This window comes from Mycobacterium sp. 050128 (assembly GCF_036409155.1).
Lineage (GTDB): Bacteria > Actinomycetota > Actinomycetes > Mycobacteriales > Mycobacteriaceae > Mycobacterium.
Genome location: NZ_JAZGLW010000001.1, coordinates 1,321,942 through 1,346,804 on the forward strand (window position 1 = coordinate 1,321,942; position 24,863 = coordinate 1,346,804).

Sequence of the window (24,863 nt, forward strand, 5' to 3'; positions counted from 1 at the left end):
GAATTCTGCGTGGCCGCAAGGTTTTTAGCGGGCCCCCTGGGTGCTGCCCGCACTGCGCAGCCAGGCCGTCATCGCCTCGTTGAAGGCCGGATAGATGTCGCGGTAGGTGCCGTCGCGTTCGGCGTAGCGGAAGTTCTTGACGCGCTCCACGACGATCTCCTCGGCCAGCGGCTCCGTCCGCAACAGGGACATCGTCTCCGCGACATACTCATCCAGCGGCATCGCCCTCGGGTCGAATCCGCGCTCGCCGCCCTGCAGCGCGGTCTGCACGTGTGGCGGAATGATCTCGATGACCTGGATCGCGGTATCACGAAGCTGGAAGCGCAGCGACTGCGTGTAGGAGTGCAACGCGGCCTTGGAGGCGCAATAGGTCGGCGTGAGCGCACTCGGCATGAAGGCCAGGCCGGACGTCACGTTGAGGATCGTGGCACGCGGCTTTCTGAACAGCGCCGGGAGCAGGGCCGAGGTGAGCCGGATCGGGCCGAGCAGGTTGATCGCGATGCTCTGCTCCGCCAGGCCGACGTTGCTGGAGGTGAGGTCCTCGACACGCTGCGTGCCGGCGTTGTTGACCAAGACGTTGAAGTCCGGGTAGCGGTCCGTCAGCTCAACGGCGAACCGCCTGACGTCGGCCGCGTCGGATTGATCCAGCGACAGGCAGCCGATGCCGGGGTTGGCCTCGACGACGGCCTGCAGCAGCTCACGACGGCGGCCCGCGATCACTACCTGGTTGCCGAGCCGATGGAACGACTCCGCCAAACCGCGGCCGATTCCGGTGCCGCCGCCTGTGACCAGAACGGTATTACCCGTCATTTGCATCGGTTGTGCTCCTCACGCTGGGGCTGACGTAGCGGGATGCCTCAATATGCCTTGAGGTAACCACGAGTTTCCGCCTGAGTCACCACCCTCAGACCAAGTCGGATCAATATGCACGGTAGACATACCCGCTATGCAATATATTCATTTCACAAATAGGTAGCGCGCGGGCAGAGTCGAAGGGAGACAGAGCAATCCAACAGTGAGGAACGCCGATGCGCTACATCGCCTTGGAAGAAGCATTTTTCATCCCCGAGCTGGCCGAGCGTCAGCCCACCACGGAGCATCAGCAGCTGCAGCAGCGCATGACGACGGAATGGGCCCAGCGCTGTGAACTCCGGCTCCCCGACTTCGGCGAACACCGGCTGGCCGAGATGGACGATGCCGGCATCGACATCCAGGTGCTTTCGCTGACATCTCCCGGTCTGCAGGTCGACATCGACGCCGAACAAGCCTGTGACAACGCGCGCTTCGTCAACGACTACCTGGCGAAGGCCATCAGCGAAAATCCGGATCGCTTCCGCGGATTCGCGGCGTTGCCCTTGCAGGATCCCGCCGCGGCGGTGATCGAACTCGAACGCGCCGTCACCCAAGACGGATTCTGCGGCGCCCTGATCAACGACTGCATCACCGGACCCGGCGGCCGCTACCTCGATGCGCCCGAATACGACGAGCTGTGGGCGGCGGTGGAATCCCTTGGTGTGCCACTGTATTTGCACCCCGGCGCACCGCCGGCCGATCGCTGGCAGGTCATCGAGGGGCGGCCCGAGCTGTACGGCGCAACCTGGAGCTGGGCCGCCGAGGTCAGCGGGCATGCACTGCGAATTCTGTTCGGCGGCGTATTCGACCGCCATCCCGCGGCGACGATGATCTTGGGGCACATGGGCGAGTTTCTGCCGTTTCAGCGCAGCCGCATCGACTCCCGCTTCGCGTCGACGTCGCTCTCGGAAACCAGCACGTTGCGGCGCGCCCCGTCGGATTACCTCGGCACCAACATCGTCTTCACCAACAGTGGCGTGTTCTCCCCCGCGGTGATGCTCGGAGCCGTGCTGGAGGTCGGGGCCGACGCGTTGATGTTCTCCATCGACTACCCCTACGAATCCTCTTACGAAGCCGTCCAGGGATTCGAGCAGACGACGCTGTCCGCCACCGACCGGGAGAAGATCGCCCACGGCAATGCCGAACGGCTGCTGCGGATTTGATGCGAGCGGTCTAGCGCTGCGCGCACGGTCATGCTCCGGCGCGGTTGTGCAGCCGGCGCGGGTCGACGTCCGCCCGGCGCCACGCCGTCACCGCCCACGGCGTGTAGAGGAACCAGAGCGGAAACCGGTTGAGCACTGGATTCAGCCCTCGCACGACCGCCGCAAAGCGCTGAAACCGCTTCTCCTTCTTGGCATCCCACTCGAGCTGGCACACCTCGCGCATCTGTGGCGGCATAGTCCCGACCAATACCAGACGGGTGTAGGCGTTCAGCGGCGCGGATAGGACCTTCCAGATGCCCGTGGGTATCCAACGCGGTCCGGGAATCCCCTTGCGAATGTAGCCGGTGCCGTACAGGACGGTCTTGTGCGGAACGAACCGCTCGAGCATGTCGTCCCAATAGCTGACGAAGTCGGCGTAGGTCTGCGGCTGGCCGCGCCCGCTGACGCCGTAGAGGCCGTACCAGACCTTGCCTTCGTCGAAGATCTGCTCCTTCTCCGCGTCCGACAGCCGCCGGATGAACGTGTCGGTGTTGTAGATGACCTGGTCGACGAAAGTCGCGTGCGCCCAATAGAACAACTCGGGGTTCAGCGCGTGATACCGCGAACCGTCGCTGATCGTGCCCTTGATCGGTTTGTGGAAGTCGCGGACCTTGCGACCCCACTCGTGCGGGCGGTCGGAGTAGACGGTCTTCATCAACGGCGGCGCGGTTCGCTTGGCACGGCCCAACGTGTCGCTGAAGATCACCGAGTGATCGAGCACTCCCTGGGCAAGCTGCTCGATGCAGTTCTCCACACCGGCGACGCGCTGGAACCCGAAGAATTGCGTGCGGTGATCGCCGTAGAACTTCCAGATCAGGGAATCGGGCCCCAGCCGCGGCGCAGCCCCGGCGGTCTCGTCGCCAACCGGCTCCTCGACTAACACCGGGACCGCTTCCCGAACACCGGTGTCGAAGCGGGTTCCGGCCGTCGGGCCGGCCAACTGGTCGTTCTGGGCGGTCATGCCGGCCTCCCCTGAATCAGTGACACAAAGTTGTATCTTTGTTTCAACGTAGCATTCTGGCACCGACATTGCCGAGGAGGTCGTCATCCATGCGGGAACACGGCCTGGACGGCGCCCTCGTCGACGGCGGCGAAACCGACGATGCCCTCCTGGACACCGCGCGCGCGGTCTTCGAGACCTACGGCGTGCGCCGCGCGAACATGGAGGATGTCGCTGCCCGGGCCGGAGTCAGCCGCAGCACGCTCTATCGGCGTTTTCCCACCAAGGACGACCTGGTCGAACGGGTGGTCCGCCGCGAGGGCGAGCGCTTCTTCGCCACCTTGGACCGGGCCACCGCCGGCTGCAATCCGCAGGAAGCAGTGGTCGAGGCGTTCACGCTGGGTGTGCGCCTGGTCCAGGACTCCCCGCTGTACTCGCGCATCGTGGAAAGCGAACCCGAGCTGCTCGGGCTGTTCTCCCGGTCGCACGTCTTCCCGATCAGCCAGTTCGCCGCCGGGATCGCTCACACCCTGCGCAGATGCGGGGCGGGCATACCCGACGCCGACCTGGCCAACATCGCCGACGTGCTGCTGCGCGTGGCGCTCGGCATCATCGTCTTCCCCACCGATCGGCTCGACACCTCGGATCACACCGCCGTCCGGGAGTACGCCGGGCGCTACCTGGTGCCCATCATCGGCGGCTTGGCCCCGGGTTTGTCGTAGCCCTGCATTAGCCTGGTGACGTGGCGCCGGTTCCGCGGACCCGGTACGCCAGTTGCGGCGAACTCGACATCGCCTATCAGGTCTTCGGCGATGGCCCGATCGACTTGCTGGTGCTGCCGGGCCCCCTCATTCCGATTGACTGTGTCGACAGTGAGCCGTCGATGTACCGCTTTCATCGACGGCTGGCGTCCTTCAGCCGCGTGATCCGGTTCGACCAACGTGGGATCGGCATGTCGTCGCGGGTTCCCTCGTTGGACATGATCGGACCCAGGTCCTGGGCGCAGGACGCGATCGCCGTGATGGACGCGGCCGGGTGCGATCGGGCGACGGTGTTCGCCCCGGGGTTCACCTCGTTGGCCGGGCTGGTGCTCGCCGCCGAATTCCCCGAGCGGGTTTGCAACCTGGTGATCTTCAACGGCGGGGCGAGAACGCTGCGTGGTCCTGACTACCCGATTGGCAGCGACGAGGTGGAGGCCCAGCCGTACACGACGGTGGGGGTCGAGCCGGACGCCGTCGAGAAGGGCTTCGACATGCTCGGCATCATTGCGCCCTCGGTTGCCAGCGACGAGGCATTCCGCGCGTGGTGGGACCACTCCGGGAACCGGGCCGCATCCCCGAGCATGGCGCGCGTGGTCATCGAGACCATCCGGCGCTCCGACGTGCGCGACATCCTGCCGCGCATCACCACACCGACGTTGATCCTGCATCGCGACAATCCGGAGTTCAGCCCGATTGGCCACGCGCACTACCTGGCCGAGCACATCGCCGGGTCGCGTTTCGTGCAGTTACCGGGCGAAGATGCCCTGTACTGGACCGGCAACACGGCTCCGCTGCTGGACGAGGTCGAGGAGTTCATCACCGGCCTGCGCGGCGGCTCGGACGCCGAACGCCTGCTGACCACGATCGTGTTCACCGACATCGTCAGCTCGACCGAGCGGGCCGCCCTGCTCGGTGACGATCGCTGGCGCGATCTGCTGGACAACCACGACGCCATCGTGCGCCAGGAACTGCAGCGCTTCTCCGGCCGCGAAGTCAACACGGCCGGAGACGGATTCGTCGCCACGTTCAGCAGCCCGAGCGCGGCGATCGCCTGCGCGGACGCCATCGTCGACGCGGTTCGGGTGCTGGGCATCGAGGTGCGGGCGGGCATCCACGCAGGTGAGGTGGAGGTACGCGGCGGCGCGCTCAAGGACGACATCGCCGGCATGGCGGTGCACATCTGCGCCCGGGTCGCCGCGGCGGCGGGCCCGAGCGAGGTCTTGGTGTCGTCGACGCTGCGCGACATCGTCACCGGCTCACGGCACAGGTTCACCGACCGCGGCGAGACCGCGCTCAAGGGCGTTCCGGGCCAGTGGCGGTTGTATGCGCTGGTAAGCGAGCACGCGGTCGTCAGGCGTTAACCATGGCCACATCTCGCCGGGGCGAGGTGGCGTGCCGTCGCGCGTAGGCTGCTTTGGGGAGACTGGCCGCGTCGCGGCTCCCGGATCTCGGCGTACAGCTTGATATTTGATCGAAGGAGTACGCATGACCGATGTGCACGTTTCGCTGCCGCCCGCGTTGCGCCGAGCGCTGGATCTGCTTGCCGATCCGCCGGCGATTCCGGATGCCAGCAAGGGGTATCTCGATCTGCTCGGCGACGAGGACATCCCGAAGAACACCGGCCCGATCCAGGCGGCGTGGGCATCTCCCATCGGCTCAATGCTTTACGACAACGCGCAGGCTATCTCCCGACGGCTGATCGCCGCGCTGCAGCACCCCGCCGACTGGCTGGACATCCCGCCGGGCGGTACCGCGCTGGACGTGGGCTCCGGGCCGGGCACCGTCACGGCGTCGCTGGCACGTGCGGCGGGCAAGGACGGATTGGCCTTGGGCGTCGACATTTCCGAGGCGATGCTGGCCCGGGCCGTGCGCAACGAGGCAGGCCCACATGTCGGCTTCATAAGGGCTGACGCACAACGACTTCCGCTGCGCGACGACACCGTCGACGCGGTGGTCTCGATGGCGGTGCTGCAGTTGATTCCGGATCCGGCCGCAGCGCTGGCCGAGATGGCGCGGGTGCTGCGACCCGGCGGACGGCTGGCCATCATGGTCCCGACCGCGGGGCGTGCCGCGTGGGCGTGGCGGCTGCTGCCCAACATCGGCGCGCACATCTTCGGCGAAGACGAAATCGGCGACATCCTCGAAGACAACGGCTTCCTCAGCGTGCGGGTCAAAAACGTCGGCACGTTCCAGTGGGTGCGCGCCAAAAACGGCTGAGGTTCAGTCCCGTTTGAAAGCCGGGTGATTGCGCACCAGCAATGGCAACAGCGACTCGGGCGGCGCGATCCGGAAGAACGCCGCCGCGATCCGGTTGATCCGGCCCGGGACCACGACGGCTTTGCCCGCGGCCAGCCCGTCGATTCCCGCCTGTGCGACCTTGTCGGCGGAAATCCACATGATCCGCGGTAGGGCGGCCTCGGCTTCCTCCTTGCTGAAGCCCGCTGCTTCACCGAAGCCGGTATCCACCGGCCCGGGACACAGCGCGGTCGCGGTCACGCCGGTGCCACGCAGTTCGCCGCGCAGGCTATGCGTGTAGGACAACACGAACGCCTTGGCGGCGCCGTATGCCGCTTGGCCCGGCAGCGGTCCGAACCCGGCCACCGACGAAACGTTCAGCACGGCGCCCCGACCGCGCTCGACCATGCCGGGCAAAAGCCTGCTGCACAGATCGACCACGGCGGCCACATCGACCTCGACGAGGTTAACTTCTTGCTCGGGAACAGATTTCGCGACGAGGCCGAGGGTGGACAGCCCTGCGTTGTTGATCAGGATGTCCGGAGTCAGGCCGAGGGCGGCGATGCGGTCCGGCAGAGCAGCCCGCGCCGATCGATCCGACAGGTCGGCGGGCAGCGGGTGCGCGTTGGGGCCCAGGCGCCCGGCGAGCGCGCTGAGTCGGTCGGCGCTGCGGGCCACCAGCACGACCTGATAGCCGCGCCCCGACAGCATCTCGGCGAACTGCTCGCCGATGCCCGAAGACGCGCCGGTGACGATCGCGCCGCGATCGCTTCCCGGCGATGGAAGGGGCATACCGGGCCCTACCCGAGGCGCTGGGCGAGCATCGCGAGCTTGTCCATCGAATCGCGCAGCATCTCCGACGTCGTCGAATACGCCTTCTCCAACCGCTTCGGGTCGGTCAGCGCGGTGAAGTCGTAGGTGTGCGTGACGTTGGTCAGTGTGGAGTTGATCCCACTGAGCTCCCAGCGCCACAGGTGACCGGGCGGCGGCTTTCCGGGTTCGGCTGGGCGCCAAGCGATCTTGGTGCCTTCGATGAATTCCACGACGTGGTTCTCCCGCACTGCACCGTTGGTCAGCGTCATCTTGAAAACGTCACCGACCGCGCGGACGCGCTGCCCGGGAGCCGCCGAGGCGAGGTTGTTGTTGCCGTCCCAGCTCGGCTGGCTAGACGGCTCGGCGATCAATTCGAAGATGCGCTCGGCGCTGGCCGAGATGACGCGGGTGGCGCTCACAATGCCTTCGGGGTCCGTATCAGCCATACGCCAATCCAAACACGTCGCCTACGGCAATGGGGGCCGGCATTATGCCGACCCCCAAACCGGCTGAGGATCAATCGGCGCGGAGCAACTCGGCCGGCCCGGACAGCGCCGCCTTGTAGTGGCGGGTCATGTCGTCGGCCAGCACCTCGGCGTCACCGTTCTCGACGCCGGCGACGATCTGACGGGCCACGTCCCGCGGGTCGTTCTTCGGGACGTCGAACCCGGTGGTCATTTCGGTGTCGGTGTAGCCCAGGTGTACCGAGGTGACCAGCGTGCCCTGCTTCTCCAGCTCAACCCGCAAGGAGTTGCTCAGCGACCAGATGGCGGCCTTGGAGTCGCCGTAGCCGCCGAAGCCGCCCACCCAGGACAGCACCGAGCTGATGTTCACCAGCGCGCCCCCGCCGTTTTCGGCGAGGATCGGCGCGAACGCCTTCGCGACCCGCAGCGCGCCGAAGTAGTTGGTCTCGAAGACGGCCTGGACCTCCTCGATGTCGCTGTCCAGGAGCTTGGCCGCGCCGAGCACGCCCGCGTTGTTGACGACGATATCGGCGTCGGCTGCCGTAATAGCAAACGCCGCAACCGATTCCGGCTTCGTGACGTCGAGCGCGACGCTTACGACGCGAGGATCGGTGCTGGGCTTGGGTGTGCGCGCCGTGGCATAGACCTTGGCCGCGCCCCGGCGCAGGAACTCGTCCACGATGGCCTTGCCGAGTCCGCGCTGTCCGCCGGTAACCACGACCGTCGACCCCTTGATGTTGACCATGATCCGCACTCCTTGACTTAGGTGAAATAACTTTGATTCTGTCAAGTTAGTTGCTGCTTGCGACATAGTCAAGTAGCATTTGGTCATGTCTTCATGGTCTGCGTCACAGCGCTTCAAACTCGCGACCGCGCCCGGTGGACTGGGTTTGGTCCAGGATTTCCTCAACACGATCGACGTGAAGCGCGACAGCTCGGATCTACTGGACGACGCCACGCTCGCGCGGGACTGGGTGAGCGACGCGGTACGGACCTGGGCGGAGCTGCGCGGTGTGCCGGCCGACCCGCCTGCCATCACGGACGCGGATCTGCCGAAGCTTCGCGCCTTGCGCGCGGTGATCGCGCAGCTGGTGCGCGGCGAGGCGGCGGCCGGGACGGGCGCAGCGGCGATCTCGGCGTCGTTCGCCGTGTCCGAGACCGGCGAAGTCCGACTGGAACCCGCAGGCAGTGGCTGGCGCTGGCTGGCCTCGGCACTGTGGGGTGAGATCGTGCTGGGCCAACGCGACGGCACCTGGCGGCGGCTCAAGAGTTGCCATCACCAACCGTGCGTGTCGACCTTCTACGACCGCTCGAAGAACAACAGCGGCGTCTGGTGCAACGCGAAGACGTGCGGCAACGTCGCCAACCTGCGGGCCTCACGAGCACGGCGGCGCGAACGCGACCGCGCCGCGCAGGACAACCGACTCAGCCCAGCGCCGGCAACAGGTGCAGCAGGACGCGCGCCGAGCTGATCGCGACCTCCTCGACGAACTGGTTGAAATCGGCACCCGAGTCGGTGCCGGCCAGGTCGGACAGCGCGCGGATCACCAGCCAGGGGATGCCGAACGCCTCGCAGACCTGGGCCAGCGCACCGCCCTCCATGTCGATGGCCAGGCCCCCGAAATCGTCGTGCAACCGGTCACGGGTGGACTCGCAATGCAGGTACTGGTCGCCGGTCAAGATGGTGCCGTAGCTGATCCGCGGCGGCGTGCCGGTGCCGCCCGCCGCCGGTGGCAACACCGGAAGGACGAATCCCTCGAGACTGCGTCTGACGCGGTCGAAGAGTTCGGGTTCGACCGGATAGCCGAAACGCTCGGTCGCGTTGATGAACGGGACGTGCCCGGGCTGGTAGGGCGCCAGCTGCTCGTCTTCGATGACCCCGAAGTCGTGCTGTACCACCCGGTCGGCGATAACGATGTCACCGATGCGCAACCGCGGATTCAGTCCACCCGCGACACCGGTGAAAATGATTGTGTGGCAACGGAATCGATCGGCCAGCAGCGTCGCCACCAGACCGGTGTTGACCTTGCCCATGCCGGCCGCGGCCAGGACGACCCGCTGCGCATCGAGTTCGCCGGTATCGAAGGTGATCTGCGCGATCTGTTCGCGCCGCGCCCCGGACAGCGCACTGCGCAGATAATCCGACTCTTGCGGGATCGCACAAATGACGCCGATCGTCACCGCGCTCCGGTGGGGGGCAACTCGAACTCCAATCGCCGGCCATTTGGCTCTGGTACCGCCGGCGATTCTATCGACCCGGTCAGGGTGTCAGCAGCGCTCCGCACCCCTGCGCATGACGCGTGATTCGTCTCCCTGCCCGCGCGGCCTGTTCCTCAGCACAAGATTCAGCGCATCGCAGGCGCGAGCCTTGATCGGGGCAACTACATCGAGGTTGGTAGAGCTCTGGTTGATCAAGGTCTGCAGTGTAGGCACAGTCTCGACCCCTCCTTCGCCGGCCTAGTCAGCCGACTCGTCAATTTCACCGCAGCTGTTTTACAAGTGTGCAGCAAGCGGGTAAACGCAGTGATAATCCGGCTTGTGTCGTAGCGCACATTCCCGGGCATTTATTCCCGTCACCACGTCTGTGACCAGCACTAATCCGGTCTACGGCGCAGCAACGCGGGACCCACGGCATCGTGGTGCCCTGGCGATAACGGTTAGCTTCACGCTGGCGAAAATGTCGCTGCCACAAGGGAAATCCCCTAAGCCCAACGCTGGGCAGCTCCAGTCTGCCACATCCGCCGGCAGTACGCCGCCAGCGGACTGTTAGGTTGCCTATATGTCTGACGAGATACTCTGCATGGACTACCGCCGGCTGGAATCGATCTACGGCCCGCTGGCCGAATCGGTCCGTCGGCTCATCGATCTCAGCATCCGGACCGAAGCGGACCCCGCGACCGTAGCGGCGGCAAAGGCCAAAATCGACAGTGCCGCAGACGAATTGAGCGCATCGGTGCGACCGGGGACCTTTGGCGTGCACACGATGCCGGACGGCGACACCGTCGCATGGGGCAATGCGGTGGTCGGTCTGCGCAACGCGGTTGCCCCACCGCTGGTGCTGCATCATGAAGCCGACGGACTGGTGTGGTCAGAGTTCAATCTCGGTGCGGCATACGAAGGTCCGCCGGAGCATGTGCACGGCGGGGTGTCTGCCCTGATCCTCGACCACGTGCTGGGGGCGACGGCGCACCAGCCGGGCCGACCTGCCTATACCGGCACCCTGACCTCGCGTTACCGGCGCCGCACGGCGCTCGGCCGTCCGCTGCGGGCCGAAGCACACATCGACCGCATCGAAGGGGTCAAGACGTTCTCCGTCGGTCACATCGCCGACGCGGACGGTGTCACCGTAGAAGCCGAGGGCGTGTTCATCACCCCGAAGGCGTGAGCATCACGTCGTCATAGCGGCCCGCTCGACGTCGAGGAGCTGCTCACCGCGTCGTTCCTCGTCGTAGGCTTTGCGACCACCGCGCACGCCGAACAGGCGTTTGGAGACCACCAGGTAGATCACCGCCAGGATGTTGATGCTGAAGGTGACCGCCCGCGTCATCGTGATGCCCTTGGCCAGGTCATGGATCTCCAACGGCAAGAACACCGAGGTGGCGATCACCGCGAAGTATTCGCCCCAGCGCTTGAGTAACCACAGGCCGACGGCCTCGAGCAGCTCGACCAGAGCGTAAGCGGTCAGCATCAGGGTCAGCAGCGCCAACGTGGAAGGTTTGGCGGCCAACGCCTTTTCCAGCTCGTGCACGAGCGTCATTTGGTCGACCTTGAACCCGGCGGCCCGAAAGATCGGCAGGTCGCGATCGAGGGTGGCCTGGATGGATCCTCGTGCGCCGCGGAACGTCCACACCGCGTACGCCGCGAGCGCGATCACCACCGCCCGGAACACTCGCTCGACCGCGAGGGCGCGAATGATGATGGCCTGCCGTAAAGCCTTGCCACGCATAATCATCGGGGCGTCCTCGGCGTGGCCCCGGCCATGAGGTGCGCCGACGACGAACTCCCCGCAGCGCAGGCACCGCCACACTTCGCCGAGTCCGGTCGTGCCACGGAGCCGCTCGGCAAGTCCCTGCTCCTCGGGCGCGTATGTCACATGGCCTGCGAGCGCGCAGGTGACCAACTCCCAGCGGTTGATGCCGCGATCTTTGCGCATGGCCGATCATTCAACGCGGGCAGCAAACGACGCAAGAGGGCGCCCGCAGATGTCAGAACCGCGGCCGGCTGCGCGGACGTCGCGGTACCGGGCTCACCGCGCCGAGCAGTGCGGTGAGCTCGGCGATGGCGATATCGTCGATATGGCCGACGGCGGCGACGATGTCGTTCTGTAGCGCGCCATCGCAGAACGGTTCGGCGAGCCATCCGAACTTGTCCACCACCCGAGACCACGTCATCGGCCGGGTCGGTGATCCCTCGTAATCGCTTTCCTCGCGGCTGAATTCCCGCCCGTCGCAGGTGCGGACATGCACCCGCGTCGCGGTGCGGTGCGGATAGTTTGCGGTCAGGTCGGCCGCCGCGACGACGTCCACTCGCGCCAACAGCTCCTGCACGTCGGGGCGCAGAACACGTTCGTTCTCCAGCTGTTCGGGGCCCACTCCCCCGTCGAGCAGCGCGACGGCGCTGAGGTACTTGAGGTTGTAGTCGGCCTGTTCCTTGGTCTGCGGGTGATCCTTGTCGCCGTAAGCTCCCCCGCCGGCGATGTCGTACGCGGTCTGAAATACCTCGATCGTCACCCGCGCGACGTCGTCGCCGCGCAGCTTGTTGTCCGTCCGGATCGCCAAGAGCGCGTCGATGATGGCCTGTCCGTGGATCAATGCGCAGTACTGCTTGAGATAGGTCTGGTCGACTGCCGTCAGTCCGCGGTCGGAGGTGTTGAAATCGATTGGCTGATCAAAGAGTTGGACGAGTCCGTTCGGGCCTTCGAACAACAACTTGGGCCCGGTGATCCCACGGCCGGCCAATATCGTCGTGTAGACCGCGCGCATGGCGGTGATGGCCGGGGAGATGCCCTTCCAGTTCGAGACCGGCTCAGTGTGGACCACGGCCAGCGAGACGTTGTCGGTCGCGGCGGAGGAGATCGCGTGCGCGGTGCGCTCGGCGTCCAGGCCCAGCAACTTCGCCGATCCGGCCGCGACCGACATCGCCAGCTGCAGCGCGTGGTTGAGGCCGCGCGCCATCACCGGAACCTGTGCGCTGAAACGACATTGGACCTCGTAGGCGACCGCGAGGGCGAGCAGGAAGTCGGCCCCGGTAGCGCTGACATGCTCGGCCACCGCCAGCACCGCACCGAAGTTGTCGGCCGGGTGACACAGGCCGCCCACGGTCAGATACGTGTCGAGCAGGTCCGGATAGCGCACCAGCACGGCGTTGAAGAAGGCGGCCTGGTCCACCGAAGCGCGACCGCCGCCGACGAGTGTCGCCGAGGCGGCACCGCTGAACTGGCCGGTGTGCTCGCGGATCGTCGGGATCAGTTCACCGTCGAGCGAGCCGATCGCACAGGCGATGCTGTCGAGCACGTTACGTTTGAGCAAGGCCCGCGAGTGTGCGCTCAAATCCGATGGCTTTGCACCGACGACAAATCGGGCAAGATCGTCCACAACGTGGCTGTGCCCCATGTCTTCTCGTCCTTCCGCAGTTGACTCCCAGTCAAGCGCGGCGACGATCCACCGTCCAGGACCAGTCGCCTACGTGTGTTCGACTCAGCTTCTTAATGCTGCTCAGCGCCGTCGAGCACGCTCCTGTGGGGGTCGCCGGAGGGGATCCACCAATGTTCGGCCGGCGGCGTCCGCCAACGTCGGCTGTCCGCCACCCTCAGCAACGACTCGACGATCTGCAAGACTCCCACCCGGTCCTCGGTTTCACGGTGCACCAGTGACCACGTCCAGAGTGGCAGTGGGTCTGCGACGGGACGTCGGCCCAGGCTGGGTGGCGTTATCGCGGTGTGCCGCTTGGGCGAAGCGAGAACCGCGGCTGCGATCCGGCGCACATGGACGTAGAACGCGTCGCCGGTGATGCCGCCGTCGTCGATCCGGACGACGCGTGCTCCGGTTGCCGCCGCGAACTCCCCGGCGAAGCGATTCCACGAAGACCAGGCCGACTCGTCGGCATCGAGCAGAACCGTAAGACGCCGCGCCGCAATGGGGTCCGCTGAGCTCACACCGGGAAGCACCGCGTGCAACGGCTCGGCGTAGACCAAGCATGTCGTCAGTCCACGCTCCCTGGCCTGCTGCGCGGTCACCCAGGTCAGCGCGAGATCAAGGCTGCCCTCTGCCACGCGATCGGCCTGCACGTGTGACGGCAGCACCCATTCGTCGAGTCGCAGTGACCCGGCCGGCCCCAGCACGGTGACGATGTCGTCGGGCAACCAACTGACGTAACCGAGCCGCACCGGAGCGCTCTCGGCGGCCACCCGCTGCAATCGAATTTTGGCGTCGTCGGCCAGAGCCAGCATTCGGCGCGCATCCGGCAACAGGGTGCGCCCGGCTTCACTTAACCGGACGCTACGCCGGTCCCGCACGAACAGGTCGACCCCCAATTCGCGTTCCAGCGCAATGATCTGTTGCGACAGGGCAGGCCCTGAGATGTGTATCCGATTGGCGGCCCGGCCGAAGTGCAACTCCTCGGCAACCGCCACGAAGTAGCGCAGCTGCCGCAGTTCCATGCGACCAGCATAGGCGGGTCTACCTGCGGTAGGAGTCGCAACTTACCAGTGATTGGAAGGGTGTCGTGGACTTGTCCGCTCGCCGGCGATTGGCTGGGTTAAACAGCCGCGATCGAAGGAGAAGCGCAGTGCGACTTCCACTGCTGCCACCGACCAGTTTGACCACCACGCAGCAAGCCCTCTACGCGGACATGCGGGCCGTAATCGACAGCGGCTTCGGCGACCTCGTCGCGTACCGCGGTGACGGCGCACTGATCGGGCCATTCAACGGCTGGTTGCACTTTCCCCAATTCGGCTCGCCAGCATGGGCGTTCAACCGATCGCTGTGGGACCACAGCGTGCTGCCCGGCAGCGTCCACCAACTGGTCATCCTGGTCACGGTTGCCAAGTTCGGTGCCCGTTATGCGATCTACGGGCACGAGTACTTCGCGCAGCGCGCCGGCCTGGCCGAGCAGAAGATCGCGACGATCAGCGCGGGCGAACGTCCGACCGACCTGACCGATGACGAACGCGCCGCCTACGACATGGCAGCCGCGCTCAACCGCGGCGGCGTCCTTCCCACGGCGACATACCGTTGCGCCGCTGGACGTTTCGGTGATTCGGGAGCTGCCGAGATCGTGTTTCTGGTGGGTTGCTTCTCGATGGTCGCGGTAACGCTCAACGCTTTTGACGTTCCGGTACCGGGCTCCGACGAAACTTAGCGCGCCCCCCGGGAAGCGCTGCGCTCCTCGAGATCGACCACCGCCGGATGTTGCTGGGCTTCGCTGATCGTCGTGGTTTCCGCGGTGAGCTTGTTGCCGATGACCTGGATCTGTCGTGCGCTCAGCGGAGACAGCGGATGCACGGCGAGCATCATGGCGACGTGGCCGCGGTGGTCGAAAACCGGTGCGGCGATAGTCACGACGGGCTGTTTGCGGCGACCGGGGTTGTCGTCGGACAGGAAGCCGATCGTGGTGAACTCGACGAGCAGCTGGTCGAGGATGTGGCGCACCGGGGTCGGCATCTCGTTGCTGTCCAGTGTGCCGACCACATGGACGGCCTGGGCCAGCGCGGGCGTTGTCCAGTCGACGTCGAACCCACGCTCGCGGGTGTGCGCCAGGACGTGTTCCAGGCGCTGGACGCGATCGGCGTTGCTGCCCGCGCCGCGGCGAATCCACGCACGCTGTTCCTCGTCGGTGTCCCAGGCGGCGAACGCGACGCCGAATGGCGGCGCGTACGGAATCCGATCGCCCGGTATCCCCGCGGGCTGGGTGGCGGGATCGCCCTCAAAAGCCGTGACTACCAACGAGTCACCGAACCGTTCGACCACCGAGCCGGCGTAGCCGACCTCGCGGGACAGTCGCAGCGCTGCCGAACGCGCGGCGTGTGCGAGCGGCCGAGCGGTGTCCATTCGCGCACCCACTACGGCGAGCGCCGGGCCCAGCGAGAAGGTCTTCGTGACGGGGTCGCGGCTCGCCCAGCCGCGATCGCACAGCGTCTTGAGGATCGCGTGCACCGTTCCCTGCGTCAGGCCGAGCTCACGCACAATGTCGGAGAAGCGCATCCGCGTGTTTCCGGACCGCGCCAGCAACTCGACAACGTCGAGCACCCGCGCGGTCGGCGCCGAGGTGGATCCGCGAATGGCTTGACTCCTTTGAGATCGGGTTCCTACAGTTATAGCGAACATTCGACAGATTAACTCGATTATTCGAGAAAATGAGGCAGACGCTTTGCGCGCTGTGGTTTTGAGAGACGGTCGGCTGACGGTCCGCGAGACGGCGGACCCCGAACCCGGGCCCGGTGAACTGCTGCTACGCACGCTGAGTACCGCGATTTGCGCCTCGGATGTGCACTTCATGGACCACCCCGAACTCGCCGTCGACGATCCGACCGGACGCTCGTTGTACGACCCCGATCGCGATATCGTGCTCGGTCACGAATTCGTCGGTGAGGTCCTCGGACACGGACCCGGCTGCTCGGATCAGTTCGCCGTGGGCACCCGGGTGACCTCGATACCGATACGCCTGGTCGACGGCGGCGCCGGCGGAGTGCGGATCATCGGGCAGCACCCCGAAGCGCAGGGGAGTTTCGCTGAGCTGCTGGTGATTTCGGAGGCGGCGGCCAAGGCCGTCTCCGGCGACGTTGCCAGTGATGCCGTCGCGATGGTCGATGCCTTCGCGGTCGGCGAGTTCTATGTGCGATCGGCAGATATCCAACCGGGCGAGATCGCCGTCGTCATCGGTGCGGGGGCGATCGGCCTGTCGGCCGTCGCCGCCCTGGCATCCCGCGGCGTCGAACCGATCATCGTGGCCGACTTCAAGGCCGACCGGCGCACTCTGGCCCGGGACCGCTTCGGCGCACACGTGGTCGTCGACCCTGCGGAGCAGCCGTGGGCGGACGCATTCCGGGAGGTTCGCGGCGAGCGCGGATTGCCCGGGCCGGCCGTGGTATTCGAATGCGTGGGCGCCGCCGGCCTGATCCAGAACATCGTCGAGTCCGCCGAGATGATGACTCGCATCTACTGCGCGGGCGGCTGGTACACCGGAGACACCCTGGACATCACCACCGCGACCCGCCAAGGCGTCACAATCCAATTCGGCGGCGGCCCGCATCCCCAGGACTGGTACGGAACCCTCGAGGCCATCGCGGCGGGCAAGCTGGATCCGCTCCCCAGCGTGGGGAAGGTCATCGGGCTCGACGACGTTCCCGAGGCGCTCGATCTCGCCCGCCGATCCGACGGGCCGCCGCGCATCGTTGTCCACCCGAACGGAGACCCGAATTGAGGCAGACGTGACCGAACGAGAAGACCGCCAGGACATCTCCGACCTGTTGGTGCGCTACGCGACCGGGATCGACCGCCGCGACTGGCCGCTGTTTCGCACCGTGTTCACCGACGACTGTGAGCTCGACTATGGCGAGATCGGCACCTGGCATGGCGTGGACGAAGTAACCGAGTTCATGGACACCACGCACGCGATGGCGGGCCACACCCTGCACCGCTTGTCCAATCAGGCCGTCACGCTCGAGGGTGACAAGGCATCGGCCCGCACCTACGTCGATGCGGTAATCATGTTCGGCGACAACCAATCCGGCGTCAACGCGTGGGGCTTTTACGACGACGAGATCGTCCGGACCGCTGATGGCTGGCGCATTGCACGCCGCCGGTTCACTCAGGTTCGCATCACCACATTCGGCCCCTAGGGAGCGCTCATGACATTCGCCACGAAGTACGGTCCGTGGGCGCTGGTCGCCGGTGCCTCCGACGGCGTGGGTGCGGCATTCGCCGCGGGACTGGCCGAACGCGGCGTCAACGTCGTACTGCTGGCTCGCCGCCAAGCGGTGCTCGATCAGGTCGCCACCGAGATCGAATCCCGAACCGATGCCCAAACCCGAACCCTCGCCGTCGATCTCGCCGAGCCGGGCGCGGCCGCCAAGGTGGCCGAAGCCACCAGCGACCTGGAGATCGGTTTCTTGGTGTACTGCGCCGGTGCGGATCCCAATTACAAACCCTTCCTTGATAATCCGATCGGCGCCGCCGAGGCGATGGTGCAGCGCAACTGCATGGTGCCGATGCAGCTGTGCCATCACTTCGCCCCGGCGATGGTCAAGCGGGGTAGCGGCGGCATTGTCATCTTCGGGTCCGGAGCGGGATTGGCCGGCGGACCCAACATGGTCGCCTACGGTGCGACGAAGGCGTTCGACATGGTTTTCGCCGAAGCGCTCTGGGCCGAGTTGCACGACAAGGGCGTCGACGTCCTGGGCCTCATTCTGGGCAAGACCAACACTCCCGCCTTGCGTGAACTCGAATACAGCCGCGGCAATATCGGTTCGCCAGACGAGGTGCCCGAGGGTGCCGCCTCCGTCGACGACGTCATCGCGGAGGCCTTCGACAACCTGACGAACGGCCCGACGTTGATGGCGGGTGACGTCATGAAGGCCGCCGCACAATTCGTGGCGTCATTGCCCCGCAAGCAGGCCGTCGAAATGTTCACCCAGGCCGCGGCCGTGGCGATGGGGCCCGATCGCTAACCCCGGACTCCAGCAATGTGTCGTAGTGGATGTTGGTGTTCCATGGTTACTCCGCTGACTCACCGCAGACTCCCCCGCACGCGTCCCCGAGCCCCCAGAGTCCCCGCAAGACCGCTAGATCGGTTTGCCACAATCAGAAGTTAGTCGAGCCTAACAATTTAGATTGATGGCTCTGGCCAGCAAATATATGCAATCGATCGGCATCGATCGGCATTCTCACAATGTTGCTGGATAAGGGTAGCCAGGGTAGCTTTGGCGGACAGGTCAAGCCACGGCCGCGAGCCAAACAACCATGAAGCCCTGAGTGAAGGACGACGATGCTCGCCACTGACAGGCCCGCCGGCTCGATTCCGACGGCGGCGGCACGCTCGCCACGGCGAACGCTCTTCCGCTCGGCGTTGATCACCGCGATATTCATCGCCCCCGCGGTCGTGGTGCGAATCATCGGCCTGCATCCGGACCCGGTTGTCGCCCTGCTGATCTTCGGTGCCGCGGTGGTCTCGGCCAGTTTCCTGCTGGCGTGGGCCGCCGAGGCCGCACAGATCGACGTCTCCGGCGGACTGGCGATCGCGGTGCTCGCCCTGGTCGCGGTGCTGCCCGAATACGCGGTGGACCTCTACTACGCGTTTGTGTCCGGCCATAACCCGGAATACGCGCAGTACGCGGCGGCCAATATGACCGGATCCAATCGGCTGTTGATGGGCCTGGGGTGGCCGGTCGTGGTGCTGGTCAGCGTCGTCGCGGCGCGCCGGATCGGTGCCGGCAAGACGACGGGCCTGGCTCTGGAGCCCGCCAATCGCGTCGAACTCGGGTTCCTGTTGATCGCCGGCCTGGCCGCGTTCGCGATCCCGGTCGGCGGCGAGATCCATTTCGCGATGGGGCTGGCACTATTGGCCTGGTTCGGCTTCTACCTGTACAAGGTCAGCCACGGCGATGTCGAAGAACCCGACCTGGTCGGTACCGCCGCCGCTGTCGGTGAGCTCTCGGATCGGACCCGCCGCATCATCGTCGTCAGCCTGTTCACCTTGTCCGGCGCCGTGATCCTGTTGTGTGCCAAGCCCTTTGCCGACAATCTGGTCGCGGCCGGCACCGAGCTGGGCATCGACCGATTCCTGCTGGTGCAGTGGCTCGCGCCGTTGGCCTCCGAGGCGCCCGAGTTCATCATCGCGACGATCTTCGCCGCCCGCGGCAAGGGCACCGCGGCCATCGCCACGCTGATCTCGTCCAAGGTCAACCAGTGGACGCTGCTGATCGGATCGCTGCCGGTGGCCCACATGCTGGGCGGTGGTGGCTTCTCCCTGGCGCTCGACTCCCGCCAAGTCGAGGAAGTCTTGCTCACCGCCAGCCAGACGTTGATGGGGGTCGCGGTGATCCTGGCGCTGCGCTTCGGCCGGGCCGCCGCCTGGACGCTGCTGGGATTGTTCATCGTTCAGTTCCCGCTCACCTCGACTCCGGAGCGTCTGGTGCTCTGCGGCATCTACGCGGCGATCGCCGTCGGCGGATTCATCGTCAACCGCGGCTACGTGACCGCCACGCTGAAGGCGCCTTTCCTCGGAACAGCCGTCCGGCACGCCGGTCCTCCGCACCACCCGGCCGAGGAAGCGGCCCTCCCGAGGTAGTACGCGCCGACCGCTCGAAGGGCTGCGTATAACGTCGCGGTATGAATCGAGTCTCGGTGATCACGGGTGGCGCGGGCGGCATGGGTCTGGCCACGGCGAAAATTGTGGGCGGCGACCACACGCTGGTTCTCTGCGATGTCAGGCAGGACCGGCTCGATACGGCGGCAGCAACCCTGAAAGACCTCGGGATCACCGTTACCGCCATGAATTGCGACGTGACAGACCGGGGTGCCGTCACCGAGCTGCTCGACACCGCAACGGGCCTCGGCACCCTCTCCTCGGTGATCCACACCGCGGGAGTGAGCCCGAGCATGGGCTCCGCGGAGTACGTAATGCGCACCAATGCAATCGGCACCGTCAACGTCAACGAGGCTTTCTACGCCACCGGCGCCGAAGGCTCGGTGATCGTCAATGTGGCATCGATGGCGGCCCACATGCTGCCCGCGGAACTGATTCCGACGGCAGCGTTTCCGTCGGCGATCGATGACGGCGATGTCTTCTGGGACGCCATGATGACGGCGTGCGAGATCGCCGGAGAAGACGCGCGATCCGGAATCGCCTACGCGTTGAGCAAGAGTTTCGTGAAGTGGTACAGCCAGTCACAGGCGGAGCGCTTTAACGCGCGCGGATTGCGCATCGTCTCGGTCTCTCCGGGATCCATCGACACCGAGATGGGCCGACTCGAGGAACAGGCCGGCGCCGGCGCGATGGTCGCCAACGCCGCAGTCCCGCGCTGGGGCAAGCCGGAGGAGATGGCCGAGCTACTCGCCTTCTGCGCAAGTGACAAGGCGGGCTACCTCACCGGCACCGACATCCTCAACGACGGCGGCGTGATCGCCTCGATGACCGAGCGGGCCCGGGTGGCCGCCGACGGCTAGACCAGGTAGTAGAAGTTCGTGAGTTCCGGTGCGATCGGGGACGGTTCCTTCAGCTTCAAGTCAGCCAGCTTGCCGTGGGCGTAGCGCACCGCCTTGAGCGTCGCGGAGAAATCCTCGTCCTCTTCGGGGAAGACATGCTCTGCGGTGAACCAACTTTTAAATCCGACGTTGTTCAGCACCGCGAGCGTGTCCGCACGCACCCCGGCAAGTAGCACGGTGACACCGCGTGCGGTCTCTTCCCGCAGGAAATGCTCGATGCGCTCGATGCACACGACGTCCGGGTGGCGAACCCGTTTGAGTCGCAATACCGCGAACTTGATGTCGTCGTCGACTATCCGTTTGCTGATCTCGGACAGGTAGCGATCCAATTCCGGTGCGGCACCGAAAAACAGCTCGCCTTCCAGGTCATAGATCACCACGAACTCGTCCGCGGCCTCGCCCGAAATACGCTCGCGGACAACACGTTCGGGTGTGACGATGAGCTCCCGCGCTTTCAGCTTGGCCGCACGCGGCACGAACAGCAGGATCGACAGGACCACACCGAGCAGGACTGACTTGTCCAAATCGATAGCCACGCCGGTGAAGGCGGTGACGATCACCAGTCCCGCGTCGTAGCGCGACGCCTTGATGGTATAGATCAGCCGCTTGAAGTCGACCAGCCGTACGGCGGTCACCAGCAGCAGGCCCGCCAGTGCGGGCTGTGGCACGTAACGCAGGAGCGGGGCGAACAACAGCAGCGCGGCGGCAACCGTTGCGGCCGAAACGATTCCGGAGAATCGCGTCTTGGCTCCGGACTGGAAGTTGATCGCCGACCGCGACAGCGAACCCGAGCCGGGCAGGCTTTGGAAGAAACCGCCGGCAAGGTTGGCGAGACCTTCGGCCATGATCTGCCGGTTGTAGTCGATCTTCTGCTGGGTTTGGTAGGCAATGGCTTTGGCGATGGACAAAGCCTCGATGATGCCGACGAACGCAATCGCAAGCGCGCCGGTCGACAGGTGTGGTAGCCACTCGGTGTGGACTTCGGGGACATGCGCGGTGGGCAGGCTCCGTGGGATCTTGGCGGCCACCGACACCGCGGTATGACCGCCGGCCCCGGGGATCGACCATCCCGCGAGGTAGGCGATCACCGAAGTGATGATCAGCACCGCAAGCATGTCGATCTGCGGCCAACGGTAACGCTGCACCAGCTTGCGCAGCACAACCGCCAAAACCACTGCCGCCGTGCTTAATACCACAGCTCGGTAGTTGACGTGATCGCCATGCGAGAGGGTGAGCCAGACCCGATGTAAGACCTGCATGTGCCCGTTGCCCTTGTCGCGTACGCCCAGCGCGTTGGCCAACTGTCCGACGGCCAGCAGAAATGCCGCAGCCGCCATGAAGCCGATGATGACCGACTCGGAAATGTAGCGGGTCAGGTTGCCGAGCTTGAACAAACTGATCACGATCTGAAACGCGCCCACCAGCACAGCCAGCAGGAACAGCCCTTCGAAAAGCTCGGTGCTGTTTTCCGAATCGATGAAGGCAAGCGCCGTGAATACCAACAGCGATATGGCACTGGTGGGGCCGTTGATCAGATGCGAGGACGACCCGAATATCGAGGCGACGATCGTGACGACGATCGCCGAGTACACCCCGAATCGCGGGTCGACCCCGGCGATCAACGCATACGCCATCGCCTGGGGGAAGGAGATGGCGGCGACGGTGAGGCCGGCAATGACGTCATGCCTGCCTTTGACCGCGTCGTAGTTCAGCGCGAAGCCCACCGTGCCGACGTCTTTCCGCTAGGTTCCCGACGCCGCCGCGGGCGGCGCCGAGATGGTGTCGAGGATTCCGTTGGTGCCGAAGAACTGCTCGCGCGCGTCGCTCCAATCCTTGGCGATCTCGCCGATTCCGAAGAGTGCGAGCGGCGGCAGTCGATCGGCGTGTTTGGCGAGGATCTCCTGCTTGAACGGCCGATAGCCGAATTGCGCCGCTTGCTCTTGTGCGACGTCGGTGAACAAATACTCCAGATACGCCTTGGCATAGGTCGCGGTGTCGGGCTCCGCGAGGTTTGCGTCGACCCAGGCCACCGCCGGCTCGGCCAGGATGCTGACCGGTGGGTAGACGAGCTCGAGATCGTCGGAGTTGGCGGCGACCTCGCGCAGCGCCTCGTTCTCCCAAGTCAATTGGACGTCACCGATCTTGGCCAGGGTGAAACTGTCGCCCGCCCCGCGCGCTCCGCTGTCGGATACCGCCACGTGGGACAGCAGCGACTTCACGTAGGCCTTCGCCTGGGCCGGGGTGCCGCCGCGGGTGGTCACCGATCCCCAGGCCGCCAGAACGCTCAGCTGACCGTTGCCGGAGCTGCGAGGGTTCGGCGTCACTACGGACACACCCGCATTGACCAGATCGGGCCAGTCACGAATGCCTCGCGGATTGCCTTTGCGGACAACGAAGACGACGGTCGACGTGTAAGGCACCGAATTGTGCGGCAGCCGCTGTTGCCAATTGGGCGCGATCAGCCCGTGTTTGCTCAACGTCTGGATGTCACTGATCAACGCCAGCGACACCACGCTGGCCTTCTGACTACCATCGAGAACACTTCGTAATTGACGGCCCGAACCGCCGTGCGACTCTTTGATGTCCAGGGTGACACCGGTCTGCGCCCGATAGTGTGGGACGAACGCCCGGTCGATCGCGCCGTACAGCTCGCGCGTGGGGTCATAGGAGACGTTCAGGATCTGATTGGATCCCGCATCGGGAACGTTCTTGACCCCGAGTGCAACCGTCGCAAAAACGAGGGCCACCACGCCGAGGACGTTGAGCCAGCTAATGCGGGGAAGAAAACGCCTCAAAGCCGGACGCGCTTTCAACATCCAGGCGTCCCCTCACACTGATCACCAGACGATTCGGTCTGGCATCCCACATTTTTACGATGCTAACGATCAGGCCACCGGGTGGCATCGTTGAGAATCAGCCTGAGATTAAGTTTGCTTTTGACGATCGACAGCTACCGCGGCCACGACGCCCTACGTATGCTGAGCGAATGCCGCAACGGGTGTTGCGTGACCGCTTGATCGAACTCGAAGTTCCGGGCGAAGATGTGGCCCGCGGCCGGGCCCTGCGCAAGACCGTCCCCCGACGCTCCCTCGCGCAGCTGACTCCCTCGTCGCGATCCGCGACGGAAATCCTCGTCGCCCAAAATGCGGGCCGGATAAGCGAACTCGTTCCGCTGCGGTTCGCCCGAATGCTCGCCGACCCGTTCGCCTTTTACCGCGGTTCGGCGGCGGTCATGGCCGCCGATCTCGCCGCGAGCCCGTCGACGGGGATCGAAATCATGTGCTGCGGCGATGCGCACATCTCCAACTTCGGCCTGTATGCCGCCCCGCATCGCTCGATCGTCTTCGACCTGAACGACTTCGACGAGGCCGCGGTCGCCCCAGCCGAGTGGGACGTCAAGCGCCTGATCACCAGCGCGGTCATCGGCGGCCGTCACGCCGAATACTCCGCCGAGGCCATCCGGCGTTGCGTCGAGCAGGCACTGGTGGGCTACCAACACAGTCTGGAGGCGATGCTCGAGGAGATGGACGTTCTGGAGCGCTACTACCTACGGGTGGAGCCCGAGCATTACACGGGGACGATGTCCAAGGGCCTGCAGGCGGTGATCCAGAAGACGATATCGCGGGCGCGTACCCGAACGTCGGCGCGAGTCTTCAAGCAAATCACCGAGATTGGGCCCGACGGGACGCCGCGCTTGCGGGAAGCGCCGCCCGTGCTGCAGCACGTCGACGAGGATGTCGAGGCGCCGCTGGTGGAGTCGATTCAGGAGTATCTGACGTTGGTGCCGGCCGACGTCGCGCTGCTGTTGTCGCACTTCCGGGTCGCCGACGTCGCGCTCCGCGTGGTTGGTGTCGGCAGCGTCGGGACCCGTTGCTACTTGGTCATTCTGGTGGGCCCGAACGACACGCCACTGATACTGCAGATCAAGGAGGCTACGCGTTCGGTGCTCGACGAATACGGCGGGTGGCATCAACCGGAGAGCCTCACCGCGGCGATCGAGGCCAATGGCCACGGGGTGCGCGTCACCGATGGTCAACTGATCCTGCAGGCCATGTCGGATGTGTTCCTCGGATCGACCCGCAAGGACGGTCGTGACTATTACGTTCGTCAGTTCCACGACATGAAGGGCACCATCGAGACCGAAGGCATGTCGCCGTCCACCTTCACGGACTACGTCACTGCGTGCGCGGTGCTGTTGGCGCGGGCGCACGCGCAGAGCGCGAATGCCTCGATCCTGCGTGGCTACGTCGGCACCAGCAATACGGTGCACGAAGCGGTCGCCGAATGGTCCTACGCCTACGCCGATAAGTCCCTGGACGACTTTCATCAACTGCGCGCGGCGGCCGCGGCCGGCGAAATCGAAGTCGCCGAGGACCCCGCGCGATAGCTTCCGA

25 protein-coding genes are annotated in these 24,863 nt (G+C 65.5%); 13 read left to right on the plus strand and 12 right to left on the minus strand.

The genetic code is table 11. The annotated features are described in order from the left end of the window. Positions 1-24 precede the first annotated feature (24 nt). Positions 25-816 (minus strand): SDR family oxidoreductase, encoded by a 792-nt coding sequence (locus SKC41_RS06390; protein ID WP_330976853.1) that lies wholly within the window; start codon positions 814-816, stop codon positions 25-27. Positions 817-1,028: 212 nt separating this feature from the next. On the opposite strand from SKC41_RS06390, the gene SKC41_RS06395 reads away from it, so the two are divergent. Continuing rightward, positions 1,029-2,015 carry an amidohydrolase family protein gene (locus tag SKC41_RS06395; RefSeq protein ID WP_330976854.1) on the plus strand — a complete coding sequence of 329 codons (987 nt, stop codon included), beginning with the start codon at positions 1,029-1,031 and terminating at the stop codon, positions 2,013-2,015. A 28-nt stretch (positions 2,016-2,043) separates the two neighbouring features. On the opposite strand, the gene SKC41_RS06400 is transcribed toward SKC41_RS06395, so the two are convergent. Further along, positions 2,044-3,015 (minus strand): oxygenase MpaB family protein, encoded by a 972-nt coding sequence (locus SKC41_RS06400; protein WP_330976855.1) that lies wholly within the window; start codon positions 3,013-3,015, stop codon positions 2,044-2,046. Positions 3,016-3,104: 89 nt separating this feature from the next. Between SKC41_RS06400 and SKC41_RS06405 the strand changes: the two genes are divergently transcribed. From SKC41_RS06405 to SKC41_RS06415, 3 genes are all read left to right on the plus strand, one after another. Continuing rightward, a complete protein-coding gene (locus SKC41_RS06405) occupies positions 3,105-3,716 on the plus strand; it encodes a TetR/AcrR family transcriptional regulator (protein ID WP_330976856.1) in 612 nt (203 codons plus the stop codon). 20 nt (positions 3,717-3,736) lie between these two features. Then, positions 3,737-5,116 carry an adenylate/guanylate cyclase domain-containing protein gene (locus SKC41_RS06410; RefSeq protein WP_330976857.1) on the plus strand — a complete coding sequence of 460 codons (1,380 nt, stop codon included), beginning with the start codon at positions 3,737-3,739 and terminating at the stop codon, positions 5,114-5,116. A gap of 124 nt (positions 5,117-5,240) precedes the next feature. After that, positions 5,241-5,972: a class I SAM-dependent methyltransferase gene (locus SKC41_RS06415; RefSeq protein ID WP_330976858.1), complete on the plus strand. Its 732-nt coding sequence runs from the start codon at positions 5,241-5,243 to the stop codon at positions 5,970-5,972. 3 nt (positions 5,973-5,975) lie between these two features. On the opposite strand, the gene SKC41_RS06420 is transcribed toward SKC41_RS06415, so the two are convergent. From SKC41_RS06420 to SKC41_RS06430, 3 genes are all read right to left on the minus strand, one after another. After that, positions 5,976-6,782: an SDR family NAD(P)-dependent oxidoreductase gene (locus SKC41_RS06420; protein ID WP_330976859.1), complete on the minus strand. Its 807-nt coding sequence runs from the start codon at positions 6,780-6,782 to the stop codon at positions 5,976-5,978. A gap of 8 nt (positions 6,783-6,790) precedes the next feature. Beyond that, the gene (locus SKC41_RS06425; RefSeq protein ID WP_330976860.1) at positions 6,791-7,249 is read right to left on the minus strand and encodes an SRPBCC family protein; all 459 of its coding nucleotides are present in this window, start codon (positions 7,247-7,249) and stop codon (positions 6,791-6,793) included. A gap of 70 nt (positions 7,250-7,319) precedes the next feature. Then, positions 7,320-8,012, minus strand: coding sequence for an SDR family oxidoreductase (locus tag SKC41_RS06430; protein ID WP_330976861.1), 693 nt, complete (start codon positions 8,010-8,012; stop codon positions 7,320-7,322). Positions 8,013-8,097: 85 nt separating this feature from the next. On the opposite strand from SKC41_RS06430, the gene SKC41_RS06435 reads away from it, so the two are divergent. Then, on the plus strand, positions 8,098-8,739 hold the full coding sequence (locus SKC41_RS06435; protein WP_330976862.1) for a CGNR zinc finger domain-containing protein: 642 nt from the start codon (positions 8,098-8,100) through the stop codon (positions 8,737-8,739). Here SKC41_RS06435 and SKC41_RS06440 read toward each other — a convergent pair. Beyond that, on the minus strand, positions 8,693-9,448 hold the full coding sequence (locus SKC41_RS06440) for a 5'-methylthioadenosine/adenosylhomocysteine nucleosidase (protein ID WP_330976863.1): 756 nt from the start codon (positions 9,446-9,448) through the stop codon (positions 8,693-8,695). The two genes, SKC41_RS06435 and SKC41_RS06440, sit on opposite strands and share 47 nt — an antisense overlap. Positions 9,449-10,046: 598 nt before the next feature. Here SKC41_RS06440 and SKC41_RS06445 point away from each other — a divergent pair. After that, complete coding sequence (locus SKC41_RS06445; protein WP_330976864.1) at positions 10,047-10,652, plus strand: PaaI family thioesterase; 606 nt, start codon at positions 10,047-10,049, stop codon at positions 10,650-10,652. 3 nt (positions 10,653-10,655) lie between these two features. Here the strand turns inward: SKC41_RS06445 and SKC41_RS06450 are convergent, their stop codons facing one another. The 3 genes from SKC41_RS06450 to SKC41_RS06460 all read right to left on the minus strand — a co-directional run bounded on the left by SKC41_RS06450 (position 10,656) and on the right by SKC41_RS06460 (position 13,925). After that, positions 10,656-11,420 carry a DUF2127 domain-containing protein gene (locus SKC41_RS06450; RefSeq protein WP_330976865.1) on the minus strand — a complete coding sequence of 255 codons (765 nt, stop codon included), beginning with the start codon at positions 11,418-11,420 and terminating at the stop codon, positions 10,656-10,658. A gap of 52 nt (positions 11,421-11,472) precedes the next feature. Beyond that, positions 11,473-12,861: an MmgE/PrpD family protein gene (locus SKC41_RS06455; RefSeq protein WP_330978774.1), complete on the minus strand. Its 1,389-nt coding sequence runs from the start codon at positions 12,859-12,861 to the stop codon at positions 11,473-11,475. A 110-nt stretch (positions 12,862-12,971) separates the two neighbouring features. Then, entirely contained in the window at positions 12,972-13,925 is a 954-nt protein-coding gene (locus tag SKC41_RS06460) for a LysR family transcriptional regulator (protein ID WP_330976866.1), read from the minus strand. A gap of 128 nt (positions 13,926-14,053) precedes the next feature. On the opposite strand from SKC41_RS06460, the gene SKC41_RS06465 reads away from it, so the two are divergent. Then, the gene (locus SKC41_RS06465) at positions 14,054-14,626 is read left to right on the plus strand and encodes a carboxymuconolactone decarboxylase family protein (protein ID WP_330976867.1); all 573 of its coding nucleotides are present in this window, start codon (positions 14,054-14,056) and stop codon (positions 14,624-14,626) included. On the opposite strand, the gene SKC41_RS06470 is transcribed toward SKC41_RS06465, so the two are convergent. Further along, positions 14,623-15,513, minus strand: a complete 891-nt coding sequence (locus SKC41_RS06470) for an IclR family transcriptional regulator (RefSeq protein ID WP_330976868.1) — start codon at positions 15,511-15,513, stop codon at positions 14,623-14,625. The two genes, SKC41_RS06465 and SKC41_RS06470, sit on opposite strands and share 4 nt — an antisense overlap. A gap of 130 nt (positions 15,514-15,643) precedes the next feature. Here SKC41_RS06470 and SKC41_RS06475 point away from each other — a divergent pair, with 130 nt between their 5' ends. The 5 genes from SKC41_RS06475 to SKC41_RS06495 all read left to right on the plus strand — a co-directional run bounded on the left by SKC41_RS06475 (position 15,644) and on the right by SKC41_RS06495 (position 20,430). Beyond that, entirely contained in the window at positions 15,644-16,687 is a 1,044-nt protein-coding gene (locus tag SKC41_RS06475) for a zinc-binding dehydrogenase (protein ID WP_330976869.1), read from the plus strand. A gap of 7 nt (positions 16,688-16,694) precedes the next feature. After that, positions 16,695-17,105 carry a nuclear transport factor 2 family protein gene (locus tag SKC41_RS06480; protein ID WP_330976870.1) on the plus strand — a complete coding sequence of 137 codons (411 nt, stop codon included), beginning with the start codon at positions 16,695-16,697 and terminating at the stop codon, positions 17,103-17,105. Between the two features lie 9 nt (positions 17,106-17,114). After that, positions 17,115-17,933 (plus strand): SDR family NAD(P)-dependent oxidoreductase, encoded by an 819-nt coding sequence (locus SKC41_RS06485; RefSeq protein ID WP_330976871.1) that lies wholly within the window; start codon positions 17,115-17,117, stop codon positions 17,931-17,933. Between the two features lie 317 nt (positions 17,934-18,250). Further along, the gene (locus SKC41_RS06490) at positions 18,251-19,552 is read left to right on the plus strand and encodes a sodium:proton exchanger (RefSeq protein ID WP_330976872.1); all 1,302 of its coding nucleotides are present in this window, start codon (positions 18,251-18,253) and stop codon (positions 19,550-19,552) included. A gap of 41 nt (positions 19,553-19,593) precedes the next feature. Beyond that, complete coding sequence (locus SKC41_RS06495; RefSeq protein ID WP_330976873.1) at positions 19,594-20,430, plus strand: SDR family oxidoreductase; 837 nt, start codon at positions 19,594-19,596, stop codon at positions 20,428-20,430. Here SKC41_RS06495 and SKC41_RS06500 read toward each other — a convergent pair. Beyond that, a complete protein-coding gene (locus SKC41_RS06500) occupies positions 20,427-22,193 on the minus strand; it encodes a SulP family inorganic anion transporter (protein WP_330976874.1) in 1,767 nt (588 codons plus the stop codon). The two genes, SKC41_RS06495 and SKC41_RS06500, sit on opposite strands and share 4 nt — an antisense overlap. 18 nt (positions 22,194-22,211) lie before the next feature. Then, positions 22,212-23,285, minus strand: coding sequence for a sulfate ABC transporter substrate-binding protein (locus tag SKC41_RS06505; RefSeq protein WP_330976875.1), 1,074 nt, complete (start codon positions 23,283-23,285; stop codon positions 22,212-22,214). A 170-nt stretch (positions 23,286-23,455) separates the two neighbouring features. Here SKC41_RS06505 and SKC41_RS06510 point away from each other — a divergent pair, with 170 nt between their 5' ends. Then, positions 23,456-24,856 (plus strand): DUF2252 domain-containing protein, encoded by a 1,401-nt coding sequence (locus SKC41_RS06510; protein ID WP_330976876.1) that lies wholly within the window; start codon positions 23,456-23,458, stop codon positions 24,854-24,856. The last annotated feature ends 7 nt before the right edge of the window (positions 24,857-24,863 follow it).